This is a genomic window from Streptomyces sp. NPDC045846, from assembly GCF_056431605.1.
In genome coordinates this window covers 77,139-96,386 of record NZ_JBWKKJ010000017.1, presented here as the reverse complement: position 1 = coordinate 96,386, position 19,248 = coordinate 77,139, and the positions used below count along the sequence as shown (strand labels likewise).

Genomic DNA, 19,248 nt, shown 5'->3' with positions numbered 1-19,248 from the left:
TGTCTGTCACCGGTCGACGCCTCCCATCACGGGGTCGATGGACGCGACGGCGACGATGACGTCGGCGACCTGGCCGCCCTCGCACATGGCCGCCATGGCCTGCAGGTTGGTGAAGGACGGGTCGCGGAAGTGGACCCGGTAGGGGCGGGTGCCGCCGTCGGAGACGACGTGCACGCCGAGTTCGCCCTTGGGCGACTCGACAGCGGTGTAGGCCTGCCCGGCCGGGACCCGGAAGCCCTCGGTCACCAGCTTGAAGTGGTGGATCAGGGACTCCATCGAGGTGCCCATGATCTTCTTGATGTGGTCGAGGGAGTTGCCGAGTCCGTCCGGGCCGAGCGCGAGCTGCGCGGGCCAGGCGATCTTCTTGTCCTCGACCATGACCGGTCCCGGCTGGAGCCGGTCCAGGCACTGCTCGACGATCCTGAGCGACTGGCGCATCTCCTCCAGGCGGACCAGGAAGCGGCCGTAGGAGTCGCAGGTGTCGGTGGTCGGGACGTCGAACTCGTAGGTCTCGTAGCCGCAGTACGGGTCGGTCTTGCGCAGGTCGTGCGGAAGACCGGCCGAGCGCAGGATGGGCCCGGTGGCGCCGAGCGCCATGCAGCCGGTCAGGTCGAGGTAGCCGACGTCCTGCATGCGGGCCTTGAAGATGGGGTTGCCGGTGGCGAGCTTGTCGTACTCCGGCAGGTTCTTCTTCATGGTCTTCACGAACTCGCGGAGCTGGTCCATCGCGCCCGGGGGCAGGTCCTGGGCGAGGCCGCCGGGGCGGATGAACGCGTGGTTCATCCGCAGGCCGGTGATCAACTCGTAGAGGTCGAGAATGAGTTCACGATCCCGGAATCCGTAGATCATGATCGTGGTCGCGCCCAGCTCCATGCCGCCGGTCGCGATGCAGACCAGGTGCGAGGAGAGCCGGTTGAGCTCCATGAGCAGGACGCGGATGACCGAGGCCCGGTCGGGGATCCGGTCGGTGATGCCGAGGAGCTTCTCGACGCCGAGGCAGTACGCCGTCTCGTTGAAGAACGGCGTCAGGTAGTCCATGCGCGTGACGAAGGTGGTGCCCTGCGTCCAGGTGCGGAATTCGAGGTTCTTCTCGATGCCGGTGTGCAGATAACCGATTCCGCAGCGGGCCTCGGTGACGGTCTCGCCCTCGATCTCCAGGATCAGCCGGAGCACGCCGTGCGTGGAGGGGTGCTGGGGACCCATGTTGACGACGATGCGCTCGTCGTCGGCCTTCGCCGCGGACTGGACGACCTCGTCCCAGTCGCCGCCGGTGACCGTGTAGACGGTCCCCTCGGTGGTCTCGCGGGCGGACGCATGCGAGGCCGCGGCCTGCGACGTTCCGTTCGATGTGGACATCAGCTGTACGACCTCCGCTGGTCCGGAGCCGGGATCTGGGCGCCCTTGTACTCGACCGCGATGCCGCCGAGGGGGTAGTCCTTGCGCTGCGGGAAGCCCTGCCAGTCGTCCGGCATCATGATCCGGGTGAGGGCGGGGTGGCCGTCGAAGACGATGCCGAAGAAGTCGTACGTCTCGCGCTCGTGCCAGTCGTTGGTCGGGTAGACCTCGACGAGCGAGGGGATGTGCGGATCGCTGTCGGGGGCGCTCACTTCGAGCCGGACGAGCCGGCCGTGCGTCAGCGACCGCAGGTGGTAGACCGCGTGCAGCTCGCGCCCCGTGTCCCCGGGGAAGTGGACGCCGCTCACGCCCGTACAGAGCTCGAAGCGCAGGGCCGGGTCGTCGCGCAGGGTGCGGGCGACGCGTACGAGGTGCTCGCGCGCGATGTGGAAGGTCAGCTCGCCGCGGTCGACCACCGTCTTCTCGATGGCGTTCTCGGGCAGCAGGTCCTGCTCCTCCAGGGCGCCTTCGAGTTCGTCGGCCACCTCGTCGAAGTAGCCGCCGTAGGGGCGCGAGGTGGCGCCGGGCAGCGTGACGGTGCGCACGAGGCCGCCGTAGCCGCTGGTGTCGCCGCCGTCCTCGGCCCCGAACATGCCCCTGCGCACGCCGATGACCTCGCCGGTGTCGTCGCGCTGGGCGGGCACGCCGTTCTGTTCCGGAGTGTCGGGAGAGCTCACCGCAGCAGCCCCTTCATCTCAATGGTGGGGAGCGCCTTGAGGGCCGCCTCCTCCGCCTCGCGGGCCGCTTCCTCCTGGTTGACCCCGAGCTTGGAGCCCTGGATCTTCTGGTGGAGCTTGAGGATCGCGTCCAGGAGCATCTCGGGCCGGGGTGGGCAGCCGGGCAGGTAGATATCAACCGGGACAATGTGGTCAACACCCTGAACAATGGCGTAATTGTTGAACATTCCGCCCGACGAGGCGCAAACCCCCATGGAAATGACCCACTTGGGGTTGGGCATCTGGTCGTAGACCTGCCGCAGCACCGGCGCCATCTTCTGACTGACCCGGCCGGCCACGATCATCAGGTCGGCCTGGCGCGGGGAGCCGCGGAAGACCTCCATGCCGAAACGGGCCAGGTCGTAGCGGCCCGCGCCCGTCGTCATCATCTCGATGGCACAGCAGGCGAGGCCGAAGGTGGCGGGGAAGACGGACGCCTTGCGCACCCAGCCCGCGGCCTGTTCAACGGTGGTCAGCAGAAAGCCGCTAGGCAGATTCTCTTCGAGTCCCATAGGTGCCCCTCAGCCCCTCAGTCCCATTCCAGGCCGCCGCGCCGCCACACATACGCGTAGGCGACGAAGACGGTGAGCACGAAGAGCAGCATCTCCACGAGCCCGAAAATCCCCAGGGCGTCGAAGGTGACGGCCCAGGGGTAGAGGAAGACGATCTCGATGTCGAAGACGATGAAGAGCATCGCCGTCAGGTAGTACTTGATGGGGAAACGGCCGCCGCCGGCCGGCGTGGGAGTGGGTTCGATGCCGCACTCGTACGCCTCAAGTTTCGCCCGGTTGTACCTTTTTGGACCGATTAGCGTGGCCATGACCACGGAAAAGATCGCAAACCCTGCCCCGAGGGCGCCGAGCACGAGGATGGGCGCGTAGGCATTCACGCTCCTCGCTCCTTCCAGTCGTCCTTGACCGTTGGACCGCACACGGGCCTCGCGAACGCCTCTCCGCCTCCCGTTTTTGCGAGAAGATCGCGTACATGTGAGGCAGTTCACAAGCCCGACTGCCCCGCATCCTATGCCCGCCGGTCTGTGATCTGCGACACGGGGTACGTCAACGCCTTTGTGATCTCCACCACCTGACGAAGGATCATGAAGTCGGATGAGCGGTGATCTTCATACGCGAAGCGCCTGAGTGATCACGAGACGTGACATTCGATGGTGTTACCGCTGGTCGCCGACCGTCTGGCTTTATCAAGAGATGTGCGCTACAGGCAAATTGGCGATGGACGGTGCTCGGGTGATAAGCGGCCGCTCGTCACCCGCGAGGACGACTTCGGCGCCGAAAGGTGGACGCGTGCACACCTTCACAAGAGCCGCCTCCACCCCCCGGCCGACTGGATCTCTCCAGGCTGTGACCTGCGTCACACGTCAACGGTCGCCGAATCAACGGGGCTTGGCCATCGACGTGAGGGGATGGTAAGCGCCGGGCAATTCGGGCGTTTCATGGAAAACACATGATCACAGCCCTGATCGCGCGTGCCAGGTTTGTCCGTTACGGCGTCAATAAGTGCTGGCAAGAAGCGGATTCGGCTCTTCCGGCATCAACTGTGGCGCAGCACACGTTTCTTGAAGGGAACCCTGTACCCCTGATAGCGGTTGTACCCATGTCCCACACCGCTCACATACCCAGCCACCGGAAGCCCCGCCGCAGCGCCTCGAAGGTCTCGCTCCGGGCCGGAGTTGCCGGTGGCGTACTCAGCACCATCGCGCTGGCAGGTGCGGCCGCTCCGGCCATCGCCGCTCAGCCGGTCACCGAGACCATCGAGATGCCGACGCTGACGGGCGACCTCGCGACCACTGCGGCCGCCACGGCGCAGGCCACCAAGACGGTCGCCGCCGACCTCCAGCTCCAGGCCGCCCAGGACGCCGCCGCGTCCAGCGCCGCCAAGGACGCCAAGAAGGCCAAGGACGACGCCGACCAGAAGGCCGCCGAGGCCAAGGCGAAGGCCGACGCCGAGGCGAAGGCCAAGGCCGACGCCGCCGCGCGCGCCTCCCGTTCCTCCGAGCGCACCACGCTCAGCGCCTCCGCCGGCACCACCTCGGGCAGCGCGTCCTTCAAGTCCTCGACCGCGACCGGCTCCGCCGCCGCCATCGTGGACTTCGCGCTGGCCCAGGTCGGCAAGGCGTACGTCTCCGGCGCCACCGGCCCCAGCGCGTACGACTGCTCCGGTCTCGTGCAGGCCGCCTACCGTCAGGCCGGCGTCGACCTGCCGCGCGTCTCGCAGGACCAGTCGGCCACCGGCACCCAGGTCTCGCTGTCCAACCTCCAGCCGGGCGACGTCCTGTACTGGGGCAGCTCCGGCTCCGCGTACCACGTGGCGATCTACGTGGGCGGCGGCAAGTTCGTCGGCGCGCAGAACTCCTCCACCGGCGTCGTCGAGCGCAGCATGGACTGGGACCAGCCCACCGGCGCCGTCCGCATTCTCTGAGGCGCCCAGCGGCCTTCTGAGCCGCATCCGCACCGCCTGCAAGGGCCGTTGCTCCCCCGCTCGGGAGCCACGGCCCTTCGGCATGCCCGGAATGTGTTGAACTCTGCCCGTTGGCGGGCAGAGTTCACCTATCAGGGGGTGGGCACATGGACGAGCAGGTGCGGGACTCGGAACCGCAGCCGTACGAGGTCTACGCCGACGGGCTCGGCATGTTCGCCGCCATCGGGATCGTGTTCGTGGTGTTTGGCCTGTGGATGCTCACCGGCATCCGCCCCTGGCACGGCCCGGTCGACTGGTCCAAGCTCGCCTTCGGATGGGGTTTCGCCCTGTTCGTCCTGGGCGCCGGCACGTTCCTCGTCCTCGCGTGCGTCTACGGCGCGGTGCGACCGGTCATCCGCGCGGACGCGACCGGGATACATCTCGCCATGCGCTTCGACGCACCCTGGTCCGAGGTGCGGGAGATCGAGGTCGGCACCGTGGCCATCTGGGAGCACGGGGACGAGAGCACCGCGGGCGGCTACGAGCACCACCGCGCGGTGTGGGTGACGCTGCACAGCGGCAAGCGGCACGAGTACATAGCGCGCCGCCAGGGCGGGGACCTCCCCGCCGATGAACTGCGCACCGGTCTGTCCCGGTTCGCCGGAGAGGTCCCCGTCCGCTGGACGGACACGGTGGAGCGCCGCAGCTAGCGGCGGCCCCGGTTCAGGCCTTGGGGGCCACCTTGGAGAGCCCGTTGATGATGCGGTCCATCGCGTCGCCGCCCGTCGGGTCGGTGAGGTTGGCCAGCATCTTCAGCGTGAACTTCATCAGCATCGGGTGGGTGAGCCCGCGCTGGGTGGCGATCTTCATGACCTTCGGGTTGCCGATGAGCTTCACGAAGGCGCGGCCCAGCGTGTAGTAGCCGCCGTAGGTGTCCTTGAGGATCTTCGGGTAGGCGTGCAGCGCCAGTTCGCGCTGCGAGGGCGTCGCGCGGGCGTGCGCCTGCACGATGACGTCCGCCGCGATCTGCCCCGACTCCATCGCGTAGGCGATGCCTTCGCCGTTGAACGGGTTGACCAGACCGCCCGCGTCACCCACGAGCAGCAGGCCCTTGGTGTAGTGCGGCTGGCGGTTGAAGGCCATGGGCAGGGCGGCGCCGCGGATCGGGCCCGTCATGTTCTCGGGGGTGTAGCCCCAGTCCTCGGGCATGGACGCGCACCACGCCTTGAGGATCTCGCGCCAGTCCAGCTCCCGGAACGCGGAGGAGGAGTTGAGGATGCCCAGGCCGACGTTGGACGTGCCGTCGCCCATGCCGAAGATCCAGCCGTAGCCCGGGAGCAGCCGGTCCTGCGGGCCGCGCCGGTCCCACAACTCCAGCCAGGACTCCAGGTAGTCGTCGTCGTGGCGGGGCGAGGTGAAGTACGTCCGCACGGCGACGCCCATCGGGCGGTCCTCGCGGCGGTGCAGTCCCATGGCGAGCGAGAGCCGCGTCGAGTTGCCGTCGGCGGCGACCACGAGCGGGGCGTGGAAGGTGACCGGGGTCTTCTCCTCGCCGAGCTTGGCGTTGACGCCGGTGATGCGGCCGTTGCGCTCGTCGATGATCGGGGCGCCCACGTTGCAGCGCTCGTACAGCCGCGCCCCGGCCTTCTGCGCCTGCCGGGCCAGTTGCTCGTCGAAGTCGTCGCGCTTGCGCACGAGTCCGTAGTCCGGGTACGAGGCGAGGTCGGGCCAGTCGAGCTGGAGCCGGACGCCGCCGCCGATGATCCGCAGGCCCTTGTTCCGCAGCCAGCCCGCCTCTTCGGAGATGTCGATCCCCATCGAGACCAGCTGCTTGGTGGCGCGCGGGGTCAGCCCGTCGCCGCACACCTTCTCGCGCGGGAAGGCGGTCTTCTCCAGGAGCAGCACGTCGAGTCCGGCCTTGGCCAGGTAGTACGCGGTCGTCGAACCGGCCGGGCCGGCGCCGACGACGATCACGTCCGCGGTGTGTTCGGAGAGCGGCTCGGTCACAGCGGGATCTCCCGAAGACTCGAATTTGCGTGCCGAGAAGCACAGGACATGTGCAGTCTATGGGTGGCTGTTGATCGACATCGCGAAGGGTTGCCCACGCCATGAGCTCTGTGTCCCCCGTGCCGGAGAAGTCCCTGCCCGCCGTACGGCTGCGCGTGCCCACCGAGGAGGACGCGTACGCCTGGCACCGGGTTTTCGACGACCCCGACGTGATGGAGTTCCACGGCGGCGCCTCCGCGGAGGTCTCCGTCTACGAGGAACTGACCGCCCGCCAGCGCAAGCACGACGCCGAACACGGCTTCTGCCTGTGGACGATGCTGGACGAGGACGGCGAGGTGATCGGCTTCACCGGTGCCCAGCCGTGGCCCCTCGGCGACTGGGGCCCGGTCGGCGAGATCGAGATCGGCTGGCGCCTGGGCCGCGAGCGCTGGGGACGCGGATACGCGACGGCGGCGGCGCGGGCGACCCTGGACCGGGTGCGCGCCGCGGGGATCCCCCACGTGGTGGCGATGATCCATCCGGACAACGCCCGCTCGGTGGCGGTCGCGGAACGGCTCGGGATGACGCTGTCCAGAACGTATCCGTCCCGAAAGCTCGGGGTGGACGCGCTCTGTTTCCGCCTGGAACTGGCGGGTTGAGCGCGGGGGTGCGGGGGGCGCGCCCCCCCACCGCTCCGCTCAGGCCTTGAAACCGCGGTGCAGCGCCACGACTCCGCCGGTGAGGTTGCGCCAGGCCACCTTGGCCCAGCCGGCCTCCTGGAGCCTGCGCGCGAGGGCGCTCTGGTCCGGCCAGGCACGGATCGACTCGGCGAGGTAGACGTACGCCTCCGGGTTGGAGGAGACGGCCGTGGCCACCGGGGGCAGCGCCCGCATCAGGTACTCGGTGTAGACCGTCCGGAACGGCTTCCACGTGGGCTGCGAGAACTCGCAGATCACGACCCGGCCGCCCGGCTTGGTGACCCGGTACATCTCGCGCAGCGCGGCGTCCGTGTCCTGGACGTTGCGCAGCCCGAAGGAGATGGTCACCGCGTCGAAGGTGTCGTCGCGGAACGGCAGCTTCGTCGCGTCGCCCGCCGTGAACGGCATGTGGGGCTGGCGCTCCTTGCCGACGCGCAGCATCCCGAGCGAGAAGTCGCAGGGCACGGTGTACGCGCCCGCCGCGGCGAAGGGCCGCGAGGAGGTGGCCGTGCCCGCCGCGAGGTCGAGCACCTTCTGCGCGGGCCGCGCGTCGACCGCCTTCGCGACCTCCTTGCGCCACAGCCGGGCCTGGCCGAGAGAGAGCACGTCGTTGGTGAGGTCGTAGTGTGCCGCGACGTCGTCGAACATCGAGGCGACTTCGTGCGGCTGCTTGTCCAGGGATGCGCGGGTCACGCTTCCATTCAAGCAGTACGCGGCCCGCGCCCGGGTGCCCGGCCCTCGCCCGCACAGCCGGGGCACGTACATTCTCCCTTCCGTGCCACGGGGGCGCGGAGTCACGAGAGCGGGTGCGCACGACATGCGGAGTTTCCTGAGGGTGCCGGCGGCCGGGGTCGGCGCCGTGGCCGCGCTGATGTGCGCGGGGTGCTCCGCGACCCCGGCCGCGGTCCCGGACGTCCCGGCCAAGCCCGCCCCTCCCGCGGCCCTGAACAGCACGTACTCCCCCTACGTCAGCGCCACCACGGCCACGCCGACCGACGCGGTGGGCTTCCCGGCCGTCTACAACCTGGCGTTCGCCATCGCCCACGGCAACACCTGCCGGGCGGTGTGGGACGACGACACCGCCATCGTGGACCAGGACGTCAAGGACCGGGCGGCCGCGCTGCGCAAGTCGGGTGCCGCGGTGCGGGTGTCCTTCGGCGGGCAGGCAGGCAAGGAGCTGGCGCTGACCTGCGGGACCCCGGCCGAGCTGGCCGCCGCCTACGGCTCGGCGCTGGACGCGGCCGGGGCCGCCGAGGCCGACTTCGACATCGAGGGCGCGGCGCTGGCCGACCCCGCTGCGCTCACCCGGCGGGCCGAGGCGATAGCCCTGCTCCAGAAGCAGCGGGGCCTCAAGGTGACGTTCACGCTCGCGGTGATGCCGACCGGGCTCACGCCCGAGGGCGTGGCCCTGCTGAAGTCGGCCAAGGACCACGGGGTGAAGGTCTCCACCGTCAACGTGATGACGATGAACTACGGCACGTCGTTCGGCGGGAACATGGGCGACTACGCGGTGCGGGCCGCGACCGCCGCGCACGGCCAGGTCCAGCGGGCCCTGGGCCTGTCCGACCAGGCGGCCTGGCAGGGGCTCGGGGTCACGTCGATGATCGGCGTCAACGACGTCAAGGGCGAGACGTTCACGCTCGACGACGCGGCGAAGGTACGGAGGTTCGCCCAGGACAAGGGCGTCGGCCGGGTGTCCCTGTGGGTGACCTACCGCGACCAGAAGTGCGCCGACGGCGTCAACCCGGCTGTGGCGCAGGCCAGTTGCAGCGGTGTCGATCAGGCTCCGGGCGCGTTCGCGAAGGCGCTGTCGGGGAGCTGAGGGGCTAGCGGCGGCGGTGCAGCAGCCGTCCGCCGATGACGGTGGCGACACAGGTCCCGGCCCCCTGGGCGAGCAGGGCGGCCTCGTCCGGCACCGCGAACACCGCGAACCGGGCCGGGGCGCCCACCGTGAGCGGGGCCCGGAAGGCGTCGGCGGGCGCGGCGCCGGCCAGCGGGTCGAGCACGGCCGGACCCTCGTCCGCGCCGCCCGGCAGCACCTCAAGCCCCGCGCGGTGCACGGCGGTTCGCACCGCGGGGGTGGTGAGCCGGGCCGCCACCGCGACCACGCCGCGGGCCAGCAGCTTCTGGGTGCAGCGCCGCGCACTGTTGCCCCGGCGGGACTCGCTCGGCGCGAGGTCCGCGAGCGCGGTGCCGGTGAGCGGTTCGGTGCCGAGCTCGTCGGCCTCGAAGGGGTCGTCCGGGAAGTAGGTGCCTTCGAGCAGGGCCGTGCCGTGCCGGTTGACCAGGCCGGGCGTGAGCAGCCCGGGCCAGCGGCGGACGCGGGCGGCGGGGTGCGCGGCCACGACGTCGTCGTACGGGCCGATCGCCGCGATCCGGTCGCCGTCGACCAGAACCGCGCCGCCCGGGATCTCGGTGGAGTCCCCGGGCAGCACCAGCTCGGCTGCGTGGATCGTCAGCACGTCGGGAACACGCCTCAGTTGGAGGCGAGGAGCTTCAGCTCCGGGTGGGCGGTGCCGCCCTCGATCGCGGTCGAGGAGATGTGCGACTGGACGCGCGTGTCGACCGGGTCGTTCGCCGGGTCGTCGTGCACGACGAGGTGCTCGTAGGTGGTGGCGCGCTGGGCGGGCACCCGGTCCGCCTTGCGGATCATGTCGATCATCTCGATGAGGTTGGAGCGGTGCTTGGCACCGGCCGACGAGACGACGTTCTCCTCCAGCATGACCGAGCCGAGGTCGTCGGCGCCGTAGTGCAGCGACAGCTGGCCGACCTCCTTGCCGGTGGTGAGCCAGGAGCCCTGGATGTGGGCGATGTTGTCGAAGAACAGCCGCGCGATGGCGATCATGCGCAGGTACTCGAAGAGCGTCGCCTGGGTGCGGCCCTTGAGGTGGTTGTTCTCCGGCTGGTACGTGTACGGGATGAACGCGCGGAAGCCGCCCGTGCGGTCCTGCACGTCGCGGATCATGCGCAGGTGCTCGATGCGCTCGGCGTTGGTCTCGCCCGTGCCCATGAGCATGGTGGAGGTGGACTCGACGCCCAGGCCGTGCGCGGTCTCCATGATCTCCAGCCAGCGCTCGCCGGACTCCTTGAGCGGGGCGATCGCCTTGCGCGGCCGCTCGGGCAGCAGCTCGGCACCGGCGCCCGCGAAGGAGTCGAGTCCGGCGGCGTGGATGCGGCTGATCGCCTCTTCCACGCTCACCTTGGAGATGCGGGCCATGTGCTCGACCTCGGACGCGCCGAGGGAGTGGATGACCAGCTGCGGGTAGGCCTTCTTGATCGCGGCGAAGTGCTCTTCGTAGTACTCGACGCCGAAGTCGGGGTGGTGGCCGCCCTGGAACATGATCTGGGTGCCGCCCAGCTCGACGGTCTCCGCGCAGCGGCGCAGGATGTCGTCGAGGTCGCGGGTCCAGCCCTTGGCGGTGTCCTTGGGCGCGGCGTAGAACGCGCAGAACTTGCACGCCGTCACACAGACGTTCGTGTAGTTGATGTTCCGCTCGATGATGTACGTCGCGATGTGCTCGGTACCGGCGTACCGGCGGCGGCGCACCGCGTCGGCGGCGGCGCCGAGCGCGTGCAGCGGCGCGGACCGGTAGAGGTCCAGCGCTTCCTCCGGGGTGATCCGCCCGCCCTCGGCGGCACGGTCGAGAACGGACTGAAGATCGGCCTTCTCAGTCACCGGGGGTGTCCCTTTCGGAGGGGTTGGATGTCTGGGGTGCGGCGCGGAGCGCTGCGTTCGGGGTGGTGGTGGGAGACGGGTGGGCGGACCGATCCAGCGTACGCCAGCGGCCCTGCCCCGCTGAGCGGGGGCCGCCGGGCGCCTCACCCGCCGAGCCCGCCGACGAGCAGCCCGCCGAACGCTCCGGCCAGCAGGAAGGGCCCGAACGGGATGGCGGTGGCGCGGCCCGTCCCGCGCAGCACGAGCAGCCCGAGCCCGTAGAGCGCGCCGAGCCCGAGCCCGAGCAGGGCGCCCGCGAGGAGGACCGGCGGGCCGTACCAGCCGAGAGCGGCGCCGAGTCCGAGGGCGAGCTTGGCGTCGCCGAGGCCCATGCCCGCCGGGTTGATGAGGACAAGGACCAAGTAGCCGCCGCCCAGGGCGAGTTCACCGACCAGCGCGCCGGTCCAGGAACCCGCGTGCCCGGGCAGGAGCGCGGCGAGGCCGAGCAGCACCGGGGCCGCTACGGCGAGCGGCAGCGTGAGCACGTCGGGCAGCCGGTGCACGCGCCGGTCGACGAGCCCGAGCAGCACGGCCACCGGCGCGAGCAGCAGCCACACCCCGAGCTCCGGGCGGGCGCCGGTGGTGGCGGCGAGCGCCGCACAGACCAGCGCGGTCAGGAGGGCGGCCGCGGAAGTGGAGGGGCCGTGTCCGCGAGCGGCGCCGAGCCAGCCCCGGGCGGGCCCGGTGAAGGGCCGCCCCTCGGGGTCGGCGGAGCGCCACGGCTGGTCCGGCTCGACACTGAGGCGGTGCGCCGGACGGGGCAGCTGGGCGCCGGCGGCCGCGCCCCAGAGCGCGGCACCGGCGACGAGGAGCCCGTTCACTGCTTCGTCAGGATGCCGGACGGCTTTCCGGCGGCCGCCTCCTCGGACTGGTACGTGACCTTGCCCTCGGCGCCGAGGGTGAAGACCAGTTCGGCGGTGCCGGAGGTGCACAGGCCCGCGGTGCCGGGGTTCGCCGGGTCGGTGCGCTCCTCGATGCGCACCTCGCTCGCGGTGGCCGAGAGCAGCTTGCCCAGGCCGTGGCACTCCACCTTCGTGCCGAGCAGGTCGATCGTCGAGGTCGTACGGACCACGTCACTGCCCGTGCTGCCCGCCGTGAAGGCGGCGGTGAGCGTGCCGTGCGGCTGCCCGGTGCTCCGTTCCGTGGTCGGCCCCTGCCAGGTGCCGATGAACTCCTGGGGAAGAGCGGCCAGTTGGGACCCGGAGGGCGACGGTGACGGCGTCCCGTCCCCGGTCGGCTCGCCCGCCCCCGGCTCGGGCGAGTGGGCCGAGCCGGTCGACGAGCTGGCGGCGGGCGGCTTGGCGCCGCTGTGGCTCGCGCCGCCGCCCGGCAGCAGGTCGAAGAGGAAGGCCGCACCCACCGTGACGGCGGCGAGCGCGCCCGCCACGGCGAGGGCCACCGTGCAGCTGACCCTGCGGCTGCGGCCGCGTTCGCCCGGTTCGGCGGCGGTCGAGACGGAGAGGGCGACGTGCGGGCCCCGGTCGGCGGGGTGCGGCGGGGCGGTGGGCGGCGGGGGTGTGCGGGGGCCGGGGAGGTCCCTGCCGTACGAGGCGTCCGGCGGGCCGAACGCACCCGCGGCGGGGCTCGCGCCGTCCGCCCGGCTGCCGCCGATCGCCGGGCTGCTGAACGGGATCGGGCCCGAGCCGCTCACCGCCTGCTCGGGCTCCAGGTCGAGCAGGCGCACCGCAGACCGGCTGACCTCCTCCACGAGCGGGCCGGGCAGCCAGCCGCCGCGCACCAGCGCCGCCGCCCCGGCCGGGGCGAGCCGGGCCGCGAGGGAGGCGGGGGCCGGACGGTCCGCCGGGTCCTTGGCGAGGCAGTCCGCGACCACCTCGCGCAGGGCGCCGGTGAGGGCCGTGCCCAGCTCGGGCGACTCGTGGACCACCTTGTAGAGGAGGGCGGCCGACGAGTCGCCGGGGAAGGGCGGCTCGCCGGTCGCCGCGTAGGCGAGGACCGCGCCGAGCGAGAACACGTCGGCGGCGCCGGTGACGCCCCGGCCGAGGATCTGCTCGGGCGACATGTAGCCGGGCGACCCGATGGAGACGCCGGTCGCGGTGAGCGAGGCGGTTCCGTCGGTGGCGCGGGCGATGCCGAAGTCGATGAGGCGGGGGCCGTCGAGGGTGAGCAGCACGTTCGACGGCTTCACGTCGCGGTGGACCAGGCCCAGCGCGTGCACGGCGGCCAGCGCCTCCGCGAGGCCCGCGCCGAGGACGCGTACCGAGTGGTCGGGAAGCGGGCCGCGGTCGGCGACGGCCTGGGTCAGCGAGGGTCCCGCGACATAGCCGGTGGCCACCCACGGAACCGGCGCCTCCGGGTCCGCGTCGAGCACCGGAGCGGTCCAGTCGCCGCCCACCCGCCGGGCCGCCTCGACCTCGTGCCGGAAGCGCGCCCGGAACTGTTCGTCGAGGGCGAAGTGCGGGTGCACCACCTTGACGGCGACCGTGCGGCCGCCCGCACTGCGGCCCAGGTAGACCCGGCCCATACCGCCAGCCCCGAGCCGGCCCAGCAGCCGGTAGGCACCGATGGTCCGTGGTTCGCCCGCTTCCAACGGCTGCAACGACTGCATCGCGGTGCTCCCCCAACGCCCACCTGGTCAAGCCGGTCCGAGAGCAGCGTAGAGCCGTACGTGCCCGGGATCACCTCGACCGAGACCGATCCGATGCCTGTACGAGCGAACCGAATGGCGGGTTCCGCCCTCTTGACTGGCGTGGTTCGTGCGTAATCACCCGAATCACCGCCCGAGGCGCCCCGCGGGATCCGCCCGAGCCCGCCGCCGGACCCCACGATCACGGAGCCCCGAAATGAACCGTCGCCGCCCCGCCGCTCTGATAGCAGCCGCCGTCATCGGCGCGGTCGTGCTGGTCGGCGGCTGTTCCGACGAGGGCAAGCCGGTGAGCTTCGACTCGGGTCCGAGCAGCCCGCCGGCCAACGCCTCGCCGCAGGGCGGGAAGAAGGACGACGACGCCTCCGCGAAGAACGGCGCGGCGGCGCAGACGCTGCTGCCCACCGGCCCGAAGGCCGAGTTCACCACGCAGAGCAGCCTCGGTGACGGCACCAAGATCGGCGTGACCACGCTCAAGGGCGCCAAGTCCGGGTTCACCGGCAAGGTGTGGGTGTGGGCGCCGAAGCAGTACTTCGACGAGAAGTACAAGGACAGCGGCTTCCCGGTGCTCATCGCGCTGCCGGGAGGAAACGGTTACCCCAAGAACTACTGGATGGGCACCGACCTCAAACTCCAGAGCAGCATCAGCGAGTGGTCGAAGACCGGCAAGAGCCTGCCGTTCATCGTCGCCATGCCGGTCCTCAACCCGGACGCCAAGCACTACTACGACGGCAGTGACATCCCCGGCCAGCCGAAGATGGGCACCTGGATGACCGAGGACGTGCCGGACCTGGTGAGGGCCAACTTCCGTACGTTCAAGTCCCGCGACGGCTGGGCCTTCATGGGCTCCTCGTCCGGCGGCTTCGTCGGCCTGAAGTCGGTGCTCAAGCGGCCCGACCTGTTCAAGGCCGCGATCGCCTCGGGGCCGGACATCGTGCCGGACTCCCCGCTGTGGGCCGGCCACGAGGCCGAGAAGCAGGCGAACAACCCGGAGAAGCTGGCCCAGGACCTCATCGACCAGAAGGGACCCGAGGTCGCCCTCGCCTTCCAGGTGGGCACCAAGGAGGGCACCGTCGTGCCGAGCGTGCGGAAGTTCATCGACACGTACGGCAAGGGCCCGGTCAAGACCCGTCTCCAGCTGATCGAGGGCGGCACCCACAACGCCCACACCTATGTGAAGGGCATGGGCGAGGGGACCATGGAGTGGATCAGCAAGCAGATGCTCGCCCCGGTCCCCTCCTCCTGAACCGCGGGCCCTACGGGGCGAGCAGCTCCACGTTCACGTCCGCGGGGAAGCCGGTGGTCGGCCCGGTCCGCCGGGCGAACTCCCGCACCCCTTCGAGCTGTTGGGCCCCGAAGCGGAAGTCCAGCGTCGTGAAGTAGCGCTCCAGGAGGTCGGCGTCGAAGACCTCCCAGCGGGCGGCCTGCTCGGCGACCTTGCCGACCTCCTCAAGGGACAGGTCCCGCGAGGCGAGGAACGCCTCGTGCACCTGCTGGACGACCTCGGGCTCGCGGGCCAGGTAGTCCTTGCGGGCGGCCCACACGGCGAAGACGAACGGGAGCCCCGTCCACTCCTTCCACATCGCGCCCAGGTCGTGGACCTGGAGCCCGAGCCGCGGGGCGTCGTGCAGCGAGGCCCGCAGCGCGGCGTCCCCGATCAGCACGGCGGCGTCCGCCTCGCGCATCATCAGGCCGAGGTCGGGCGGGCACGTGTAGTAGTCCGGGGTCACCCGGTACCGCTCGGCGAGCAGCAGCTGCGCCAGGCGTACGGAGGTCCGCGAGGTGGAGCCGAGCGCGACCCGGGCCCGGTCCAGGTCCTCCAGGGGACGCTGGGAGACGATCACGCAGGACATGACGGGTCCGTCGCAGCCCACCGCGATGTCGGGGAAGGCGACCAGGTCGTCGGCGTTGCGCAGGAACTCCACGAGGGTGATCGGTGCGATGTCCAGGTCGCCGTCCACCAGCTGCTCGCTGAGCTTCTCCGGGCTGTCCTTGGTCAGCTCCAGGTCGAGCAGCGTTCCCGTCCGGGCCAGGCCCCAGTACAGGGGCAGGCAGTTGAGGAACTGGATGTGACCGACGCGCGGCCGGCCGCCTTGGTGCTGGGGGCTGGTTGAATTGTCCACATGGCGAGGCTAGACCCGTCCCGCTCCGTGGACGGCGCCGGGCCCTGCCGGGGGCGTCCAGGGGTGTCTGCGCGGAGCCTCGCGGGGTGCGTCCAGGGGCGCCTCTCGGAGCACCCCGAGGGGCCTCTTGATCACCTGCTCAGCCGCCGGTCAAACGTCCGGGGGGAGTGATCTTTCCCTCTACCGCAGCACCTGAGCTGCGTGCTACGCTCAGCGCAAGTTGCAGTTTGGTTTCCCTTGCAGTACAGAGCCTGCGGAGCATGTAACCCGCAGGCTTTTGTAGTTTTCAGACTTGTTTGCAGGTTCTGGAGCAGGGCAACCCTTTGGCCCAAGGAGGGCTTATGGCTACCGGAACCGTGAAGTGGTTCAACGCTGAAAAGGGCTTCGGCTTCATCGCCCAGGACGGCGGCGGCCCGGATGTCTTCGTCCACTACTCCGCGATCAACGCGTCTGGTTTCCGCTCCCTGGAGGAGAACCAGGTCGTGAACTTCGACGTCACCCAGGGCCCGAAGGGCCCGCAGGCGGAGAACGTCACCCCGGCCTAACTTGCCCGGGTTGGCGATCGCTGACTTAGCAGTACCCAAGGAGCCCCGTCCTCACGGACCGGGGCTCCTGCCTTTTGCCCCGGGCGCCCTACAGGGGCGCGGGGAACTGCGGCAGCAAGCAGCGGTCCGCAGCCGAACACTCCACCCTCGGGGGCTGGGCACCGCCCAGAGCCGTCCGCCCGGTGGGGCTCAGGCGTACAGGCGATCCACCTCCGCCGCGTACCGCTCCAGCACCACCCCCCGCCGCACCTTGAGGGTCGGGGTCAGCTCGCCGCGCTCCACCGAGAGCTCCCGCGGGAGAACCGCGAACCCCCGGACCCTCGCCGGACGGGAAACCTGCGCGTTGGCCGCCGTGACCGCCTCCTGGACCAGCGCGTGGACCTCCGCCTCGCTCAGCCCCGCCGCCTCCCCCGCGTCCACCGTGATCAGCGCGACCGGGTACGGCCGCCGGTCGCCCGCCAGCACCGCGTGCGAGACGATCCGGGACCGCTCGATGGCCAGCTCCACGTGCGAGGGGGTCAGGTTCTTCCCGGCGGAGGTGATGATCAGGTCCTTCTTGCGGCCGGTGATCGTCAGGTAGCCGTCCGCGTCCAGTGCCCCGAGATCCCCCGTGTGCAGCCAGCCGTCCGCGTCCAAGGCGTCCGCGGTACCCCGTTCGTTCGCGTGGTAGCCGGGGAAGACCATCGGCCCCCGGGCCAGCACCTCCCCGTCGGGCGCGATCCTCACCTCGCACCCCGAGACCGGCAGCCCCACCGTGCCGTACCGCACCGCCCCGGGGTGGTTGAGCGAGATCACGCCCGCCGACTCGGTCATCCCGTACCCCTCGAAGACCTGGATCCCGCAGGCCCGCAGGAAGTCCAGGACCGCCGTGTCGATCGGGGCTCCGCCGGTCAGGGCCCAGCGGAGGCGGCCGCCGAAGGCCGCTCTGACCAGGCTGAAGAGCGACTCGTCCGCGGCCTCGTACTCGGCCCGCCGTTCGGGCGGAAGCGCCCCGTCCGCCGCGAGCACGCCGACCGCGACCGCCGCGTCGAACCGCTCCCCGCCGCCCTCCTTCGCCTCGGCGAGCGAGCGCACCACCGAGTAGACCTTCTCGAACAGCCTGGGCACGGACGGCAGATGGGTCGGCTGCGCCTCGGCGAGCTCGCCGACCACGTCCTCGATCCGGCCGCCGAAATAGCAGAGCTCGCCGCCGTACAGGAGGGTGGAGAACTGGATCAGCTGGGCGAGCAGGTGCGCGAGCGGCAGGTAGAGGTACGTGCGGTCGCCGGGCCCGCCCTCGATGAGGTGCAGCGTCGCGTCCTGGACGGCGCCCATGTTCCCGTGCGTGAGGCGGCACCCCTTGGGCAGGCCGGTGGTCCCGGAGGTGTAGACGAGCTCGGCGTCGTCCTGCGGCCGCACGGACGCGGACCGGGCCGCCAGGTCCGCGGGCGGCACGGCCTCGGCCGCCAGAGCAGCGAGCGGCACCGCGCTCCCCTGGGGCGCTCCGGTCATCAGGAGTACGTGAGCGAGCGCGGGCAGCTTCCCGCGCAGCCCCTCCACCCGGGCCGCCTCCCCGGGCCCCTCGCAGACGACCGCCTTCGCGGCGGAGTCGGCGAGGACCCAGGTGGCCTCCTCGTCACCCGCCGTCGGATACACCGGCACCACCACCGCGCCCACCGTCAGGCAGGCGAGGTGCGCGTACGTCCACTCGGGCCGGGTCTCCGCGAGGATCGCCACCCGGTCGCCCGTCTCGATGCCGAGCGAGAGCAGGCCGCGCGCGGTGCGGCGCACGGTCTCGCGCAGTTCGGCGTAGGTGACCGAGACCCAGCCCCCGCCCGCATCGCGGAACCTGAGGGCCGGCTGGTCCGGGTGGCGTCCGGCGGCCCATTCGGCGAACACGGCGAGCGTCTCGGGACGGGGGCGCTGGTGCGGGCTCTGGGGGGTCATGACCCGACGGTAGGTACGACGTCGGGCCAGGCGGGATGACGGGAAACGTCACCCCGGCTGACCTCAACGCTCAACCCCGCTACCGTCGTTGACCATGGCGAAGCCGACGATCACCGTGCACCACGTGCGGGCCGTGCTGCGCGGCGCCGAGCGGCACGGCATCGACACCGTGCCGCTGCTCCAGGCGTCCGGCATCCCCCCGCTACTGCTCGGGGACGACCGCGCGCGGGTCACCCCGGCCCAGTTCGCCCAGCTCTTCCGCGCCCTGTACCGGGCGACCGGAGACGAGTTCCTGGGGCTGGGCGCCGCCCCCAGCCGCCCCGGCACCTTCGCGATGATGTGCCACGCCGCGCTCGGCTGCCGCGACCTCGGCGGCGCGATGCGGCGCGGCACCACCTTCTACGGCCTGTTCCCGCACGGCCCCGACCTCGCTCTCGACGTCACCGGCCCCACCGCGGTGTTCACCGTGCGCGGCGATCTGGCGGGCCAGGACGAGGACCGCTTCCTGACCGAGTGCCTCGTGATCATCTGGCACCGCCTGTGCAGCTGGCTGGTGGGCCGCCGCATCCCGCTCACCCGCGCGTCCTTCGGCTATCCGCCGCCCCCGCACAAGGACGAGTACGCGTCGCTGTTCGGCTGCCCGGTCCGGTTCGGGGACTCCCGTACCGAGGCGGTGTTCGACGCCCACTGGCTGACCGCGCCGCTCGTGCGCGACGAGGCCGCCCTCGGGCAGATGCTGCGCCGCTCCCCCTTCGAGCTCCTCAGCCGACGCGCGTACGGGACGACGGTGGGCGAGCAGGTGGGCCGGGCGCTGGCGGGCGCCCTGCGCGCCTCGCCCCGGCTGCCCACCCTCGACGAGACGGCCGCCCGCCTCGCCATGTCCCCCGCGACCCTGCGCCGCCGCCTCGCCCAGGAGGGCACCTCGTTCCAGCGGCTCAAGGACGCGGTACGGCGCGACGCTGCGATCGCGGGCCTGGCCGAGGGCCGCGAACCGATCGCCGAGATCGCGGCACGCCTCGGCTTCTCGGAGGACACGAGCTTCCACCGCGCGTTCCGCCGCTGGACGGGGACGACGCCCGGCGCGTACCGCCTGGACCACTGAGAGCCGGCAGGGGCCGGTGAGCGGT

Annotated in this window: 19 protein-coding genes; 7 read left to right on the top strand and 12 right to left on the bottom strand. The window is 71.3% G+C overall.

All coding sequences use genetic code 11. The features are described from left to right. Positions 1 to 6 precede the first annotated feature (6 nt). From AC07F3_RS35605 to AC07F3_RS35590, 4 genes are read right to left on the bottom strand one after another with little or no spacing between them, the layout of a single operon-like run. Positions 7 to 1,356, bottom strand: coding sequence for an NADH-quinone oxidoreductase subunit D (locus tag AC07F3_RS35605; protein WP_479118843.1), 1,350 nt, complete (start codon positions 1,354 to 1,356; stop codon positions 7 to 9). Further along, positions 1,356 to 2,072, bottom strand: coding sequence for an NADH-quinone oxidoreductase subunit C (locus tag AC07F3_RS35600; RefSeq protein WP_479118842.1), 717 nt, complete (start codon positions 2,070 to 2,072; stop codon positions 1,356 to 1,358). The genes AC07F3_RS35605 and AC07F3_RS35600 overlap by 1 nt, the downstream gene beginning before the upstream one ends. Beyond that, complete coding sequence (locus AC07F3_RS35595) at positions 2,069 to 2,623, bottom strand: NuoB/complex I 20 kDa subunit family protein (RefSeq protein ID WP_479118840.1); 555 nt, start codon at positions 2,621 to 2,623, stop codon at positions 2,069 to 2,071. The genes AC07F3_RS35600 and AC07F3_RS35595 overlap by 4 nt, the downstream gene beginning before the upstream one ends. Positions 2,624 to 2,640: 17 nt before the next feature. Next, positions 2,641 to 3,000 carry an NADH-quinone oxidoreductase subunit A gene (locus AC07F3_RS35590; protein WP_003992243.1) on the bottom strand — a complete coding sequence of 120 codons (360 nt, stop codon included), beginning with the start codon at positions 2,998 to 3,000 and terminating at the stop codon, positions 2,641 to 2,643. 722 nt (positions 3,001 to 3,722) lie between these two features. Between AC07F3_RS35590 and AC07F3_RS35585 the strand changes: the two genes are divergently transcribed. Together AC07F3_RS35585 and AC07F3_RS35580 are read left to right on the top strand one after the other, a co-directional pair. After that, complete coding sequence (locus AC07F3_RS35585) at positions 3,723 to 4,547, top strand: C40 family peptidase (protein ID WP_479118838.1); 825 nt, start codon at positions 3,723 to 3,725, stop codon at positions 4,545 to 4,547. 146 nt (positions 4,548 to 4,693) lie between these two features. Next, positions 4,694 to 5,236 carry a hypothetical protein gene (locus AC07F3_RS35580; RefSeq protein WP_479118836.1) on the top strand — a complete coding sequence of 181 codons (543 nt, stop codon included), beginning with the start codon at positions 4,694 to 4,696 and terminating at the stop codon, positions 5,234 to 5,236. 13 nt (positions 5,237 to 5,249) lie between these two features. Here the strand turns inward: AC07F3_RS35580 and AC07F3_RS35575 are convergent, their stop codons facing one another. Beyond that, positions 5,250 to 6,533, bottom strand: a complete 1,284-nt coding sequence (locus AC07F3_RS35575; protein WP_114040340.1) for a geranylgeranyl reductase family protein — start codon at positions 6,531 to 6,533, stop codon at positions 5,250 to 5,252. A 101-nt stretch (positions 6,534 to 6,634) separates the two neighbouring features. Between AC07F3_RS35575 and AC07F3_RS35570 the strand changes: the two genes are divergently transcribed. Next, a complete protein-coding gene (locus AC07F3_RS35570; protein ID WP_479118834.1) occupies positions 6,635 to 7,171 on the top strand; it encodes a GNAT family N-acetyltransferase in 537 nt (178 codons plus the stop codon). 39 nt (positions 7,172 to 7,210) lie between these two features. On the opposite strand, the gene AC07F3_RS35565 is transcribed toward AC07F3_RS35570, so the two are convergent. Continuing rightward, positions 7,211 to 7,903: a demethylmenaquinone methyltransferase gene (locus AC07F3_RS35565; RefSeq protein WP_479118832.1), complete on the bottom strand. Its 693-nt coding sequence runs from the start codon at positions 7,901 to 7,903 to the stop codon at positions 7,211 to 7,213. A gap of 124 nt (positions 7,904 to 8,027) precedes the next feature. On the opposite strand from AC07F3_RS35565, the gene AC07F3_RS35560 reads away from it, so the two are divergent. Further along, positions 8,028 to 9,032 carry a chitinase gene (locus tag AC07F3_RS35560; RefSeq protein WP_479118831.1) on the top strand — a complete coding sequence of 335 codons (1,005 nt, stop codon included), beginning with the start codon at positions 8,028 to 8,030 and terminating at the stop codon, positions 9,030 to 9,032. Positions 9,033 to 9,036: 4 nt separating this feature from the next. On the opposite strand, the gene AC07F3_RS35555 is transcribed toward AC07F3_RS35560, so the two are convergent. The 4 genes from AC07F3_RS35555 to AC07F3_RS35540 form a co-directional block, all read right to left on the bottom strand. Next, positions 9,037 to 9,672 carry an amidohydrolase family protein gene (locus tag AC07F3_RS35555; RefSeq protein ID WP_479118830.1) on the bottom strand — a complete coding sequence of 212 codons (636 nt, stop codon included), beginning with the start codon at positions 9,670 to 9,672 and terminating at the stop codon, positions 9,037 to 9,039. A gap of 14 nt (positions 9,673 to 9,686) precedes the next feature. Continuing rightward, positions 9,687 to 10,886, bottom strand: coding sequence for a cyclic dehypoxanthinyl futalosine synthase (gene mqnC / locus AC07F3_RS35550; RefSeq protein ID WP_114040335.1), 1,200 nt, complete (start codon positions 10,884 to 10,886; stop codon positions 9,687 to 9,689). 143 nt (positions 10,887 to 11,029) lie between these two features. Continuing rightward, positions 11,030 to 11,746 (bottom strand): prepilin peptidase, encoded by a 717-nt coding sequence (locus AC07F3_RS35545; protein ID WP_479118828.1) that lies wholly within the window; start codon positions 11,744 to 11,746, stop codon positions 11,030 to 11,032. Further along, the gene (locus tag AC07F3_RS35540) at positions 11,743 to 13,482 is read right to left on the bottom strand and encodes a serine/threonine-protein kinase (protein ID WP_479118884.1); all 1,740 of its coding nucleotides are present in this window, start codon (positions 13,480 to 13,482) and stop codon (positions 11,743 to 11,745) included. Before AC07F3_RS35540 ends, AC07F3_RS35545 begins: the two co-directional genes overlap by 4 nt. 244 nt (positions 13,483 to 13,726) lie before the next feature. Between AC07F3_RS35540 and AC07F3_RS35535 the strand changes: the two genes are divergently transcribed. Next, positions 13,727 to 14,773, top strand: coding sequence for an alpha/beta hydrolase (locus AC07F3_RS35535; protein WP_479118826.1), 1,047 nt, complete (start codon positions 13,727 to 13,729; stop codon positions 14,771 to 14,773). Between the two features lie 10 nt (positions 14,774 to 14,783). Here AC07F3_RS35535 and AC07F3_RS35530 read toward each other — a convergent pair whose 3' ends face one another. Next, the gene (locus tag AC07F3_RS35530; protein ID WP_479118824.1) at positions 14,784 to 15,650 is read right to left on the bottom strand and encodes a menaquinone biosynthetic enzyme MqnA/MqnD family protein; all 867 of its coding nucleotides are present in this window, start codon (positions 15,648 to 15,650) and stop codon (positions 14,784 to 14,786) included. Between the two features lie 341 nt (positions 15,651 to 15,991). On the opposite strand from AC07F3_RS35530, the gene AC07F3_RS35525 reads away from it, so the two are divergent. Beyond that, entirely contained in the window at positions 15,992 to 16,195 is a 204-nt protein-coding gene (locus AC07F3_RS35525) for a cold-shock protein (RefSeq protein ID WP_003967102.1), read from the top strand. Positions 16,196 to 16,384: 189 nt separating this feature from the next. Here the strand turns inward: AC07F3_RS35525 and AC07F3_RS35520 are convergent, their stop codons facing one another. Continuing rightward, positions 16,385 to 18,121 carry an AMP-dependent synthetase/ligase gene (locus AC07F3_RS35520; protein ID WP_479118822.1) on the bottom strand — a complete coding sequence of 579 codons (1,737 nt, stop codon included), beginning with the start codon at positions 18,119 to 18,121 and terminating at the stop codon, positions 16,385 to 16,387. Positions 18,122 to 18,215: 94 nt separating this feature from the next. On the opposite strand from AC07F3_RS35520, the gene AC07F3_RS35515 reads away from it, so the two are divergent. Next, the gene (locus AC07F3_RS35515) at positions 18,216 to 19,223 is read left to right on the top strand and encodes an AraC family transcriptional regulator (RefSeq protein WP_479118820.1); all 1,008 of its coding nucleotides are present in this window, start codon (positions 18,216 to 18,218) and stop codon (positions 19,221 to 19,223) included. The last annotated feature ends 25 nt before the right edge of the window (positions 19,224 to 19,248 follow it).

What these genes read in the sequence shown, in the direction of transcription:
- AC07F3_RS35525 (WP_003967102.1), top strand. Translation starts at nt 15,992, where the DNA reads ATGGCTACCGGAACCGTGAAGTGGTTCAACGCTGAAAAGGGCTTCGGC.
- AC07F3_RS35585 (WP_479118838.1), top strand. Translation starts at nt 3,723, where the DNA reads ATGTCCCACACCGCTCACATACCCAGCCACCGGAAGCCCCGCCGCAGC.
- AC07F3_RS35520 (WP_479118822.1), bottom strand. Translation starts at nt 18,121, where the DNA reads ATGACCCCCCAGAGCCCGCACCAGCGCCCCCGTCCCGAGACGCTCGCC.
- AC07F3_RS35515 (WP_479118820.1), top strand. Translation starts at nt 18,216, where the DNA reads ATGGCGAAGCCGACGATCACCGTGCACCACGTGCGGGCCGTGCTGCGC.
- AC07F3_RS35560 (WP_479118831.1), top strand. Translation starts at nt 8,028, where the DNA reads ATGCGGAGTTTCCTGAGGGTGCCGGCGGCCGGGGTCGGCGCCGTGGCC.
- AC07F3_RS35535 (WP_479118826.1), top strand. Translation starts at nt 13,727, where the DNA reads ATGAACCGTCGCCGCCCCGCCGCTCTGATAGCAGCCGCCGTCATCGGC.
- AC07F3_RS35605 (WP_479118843.1), bottom strand. Translation starts at nt 1,356, where the DNA reads ATGTCCACATCGAACGGAACGTCGCAGGCCGCGGCCTCGCATGCGTCC.
- AC07F3_RS35595 (WP_479118840.1), bottom strand. Translation starts at nt 2,623, where the DNA reads ATGGGACTCGAAGAGAATCTGCCTAGCGGCTTTCTGCTGACCACCGTT.
- AC07F3_RS35570 (WP_479118834.1), top strand. Translation starts at nt 6,635, where the DNA reads ATGAGCTCTGTGTCCCCCGTGCCGGAGAAGTCCCTGCCCGCCGTACGG.
- AC07F3_RS35580 (WP_479118836.1), top strand. Translation starts at nt 4,694, where the DNA reads ATGGACGAGCAGGTGCGGGACTCGGAACCGCAGCCGTACGAGGTCTAC.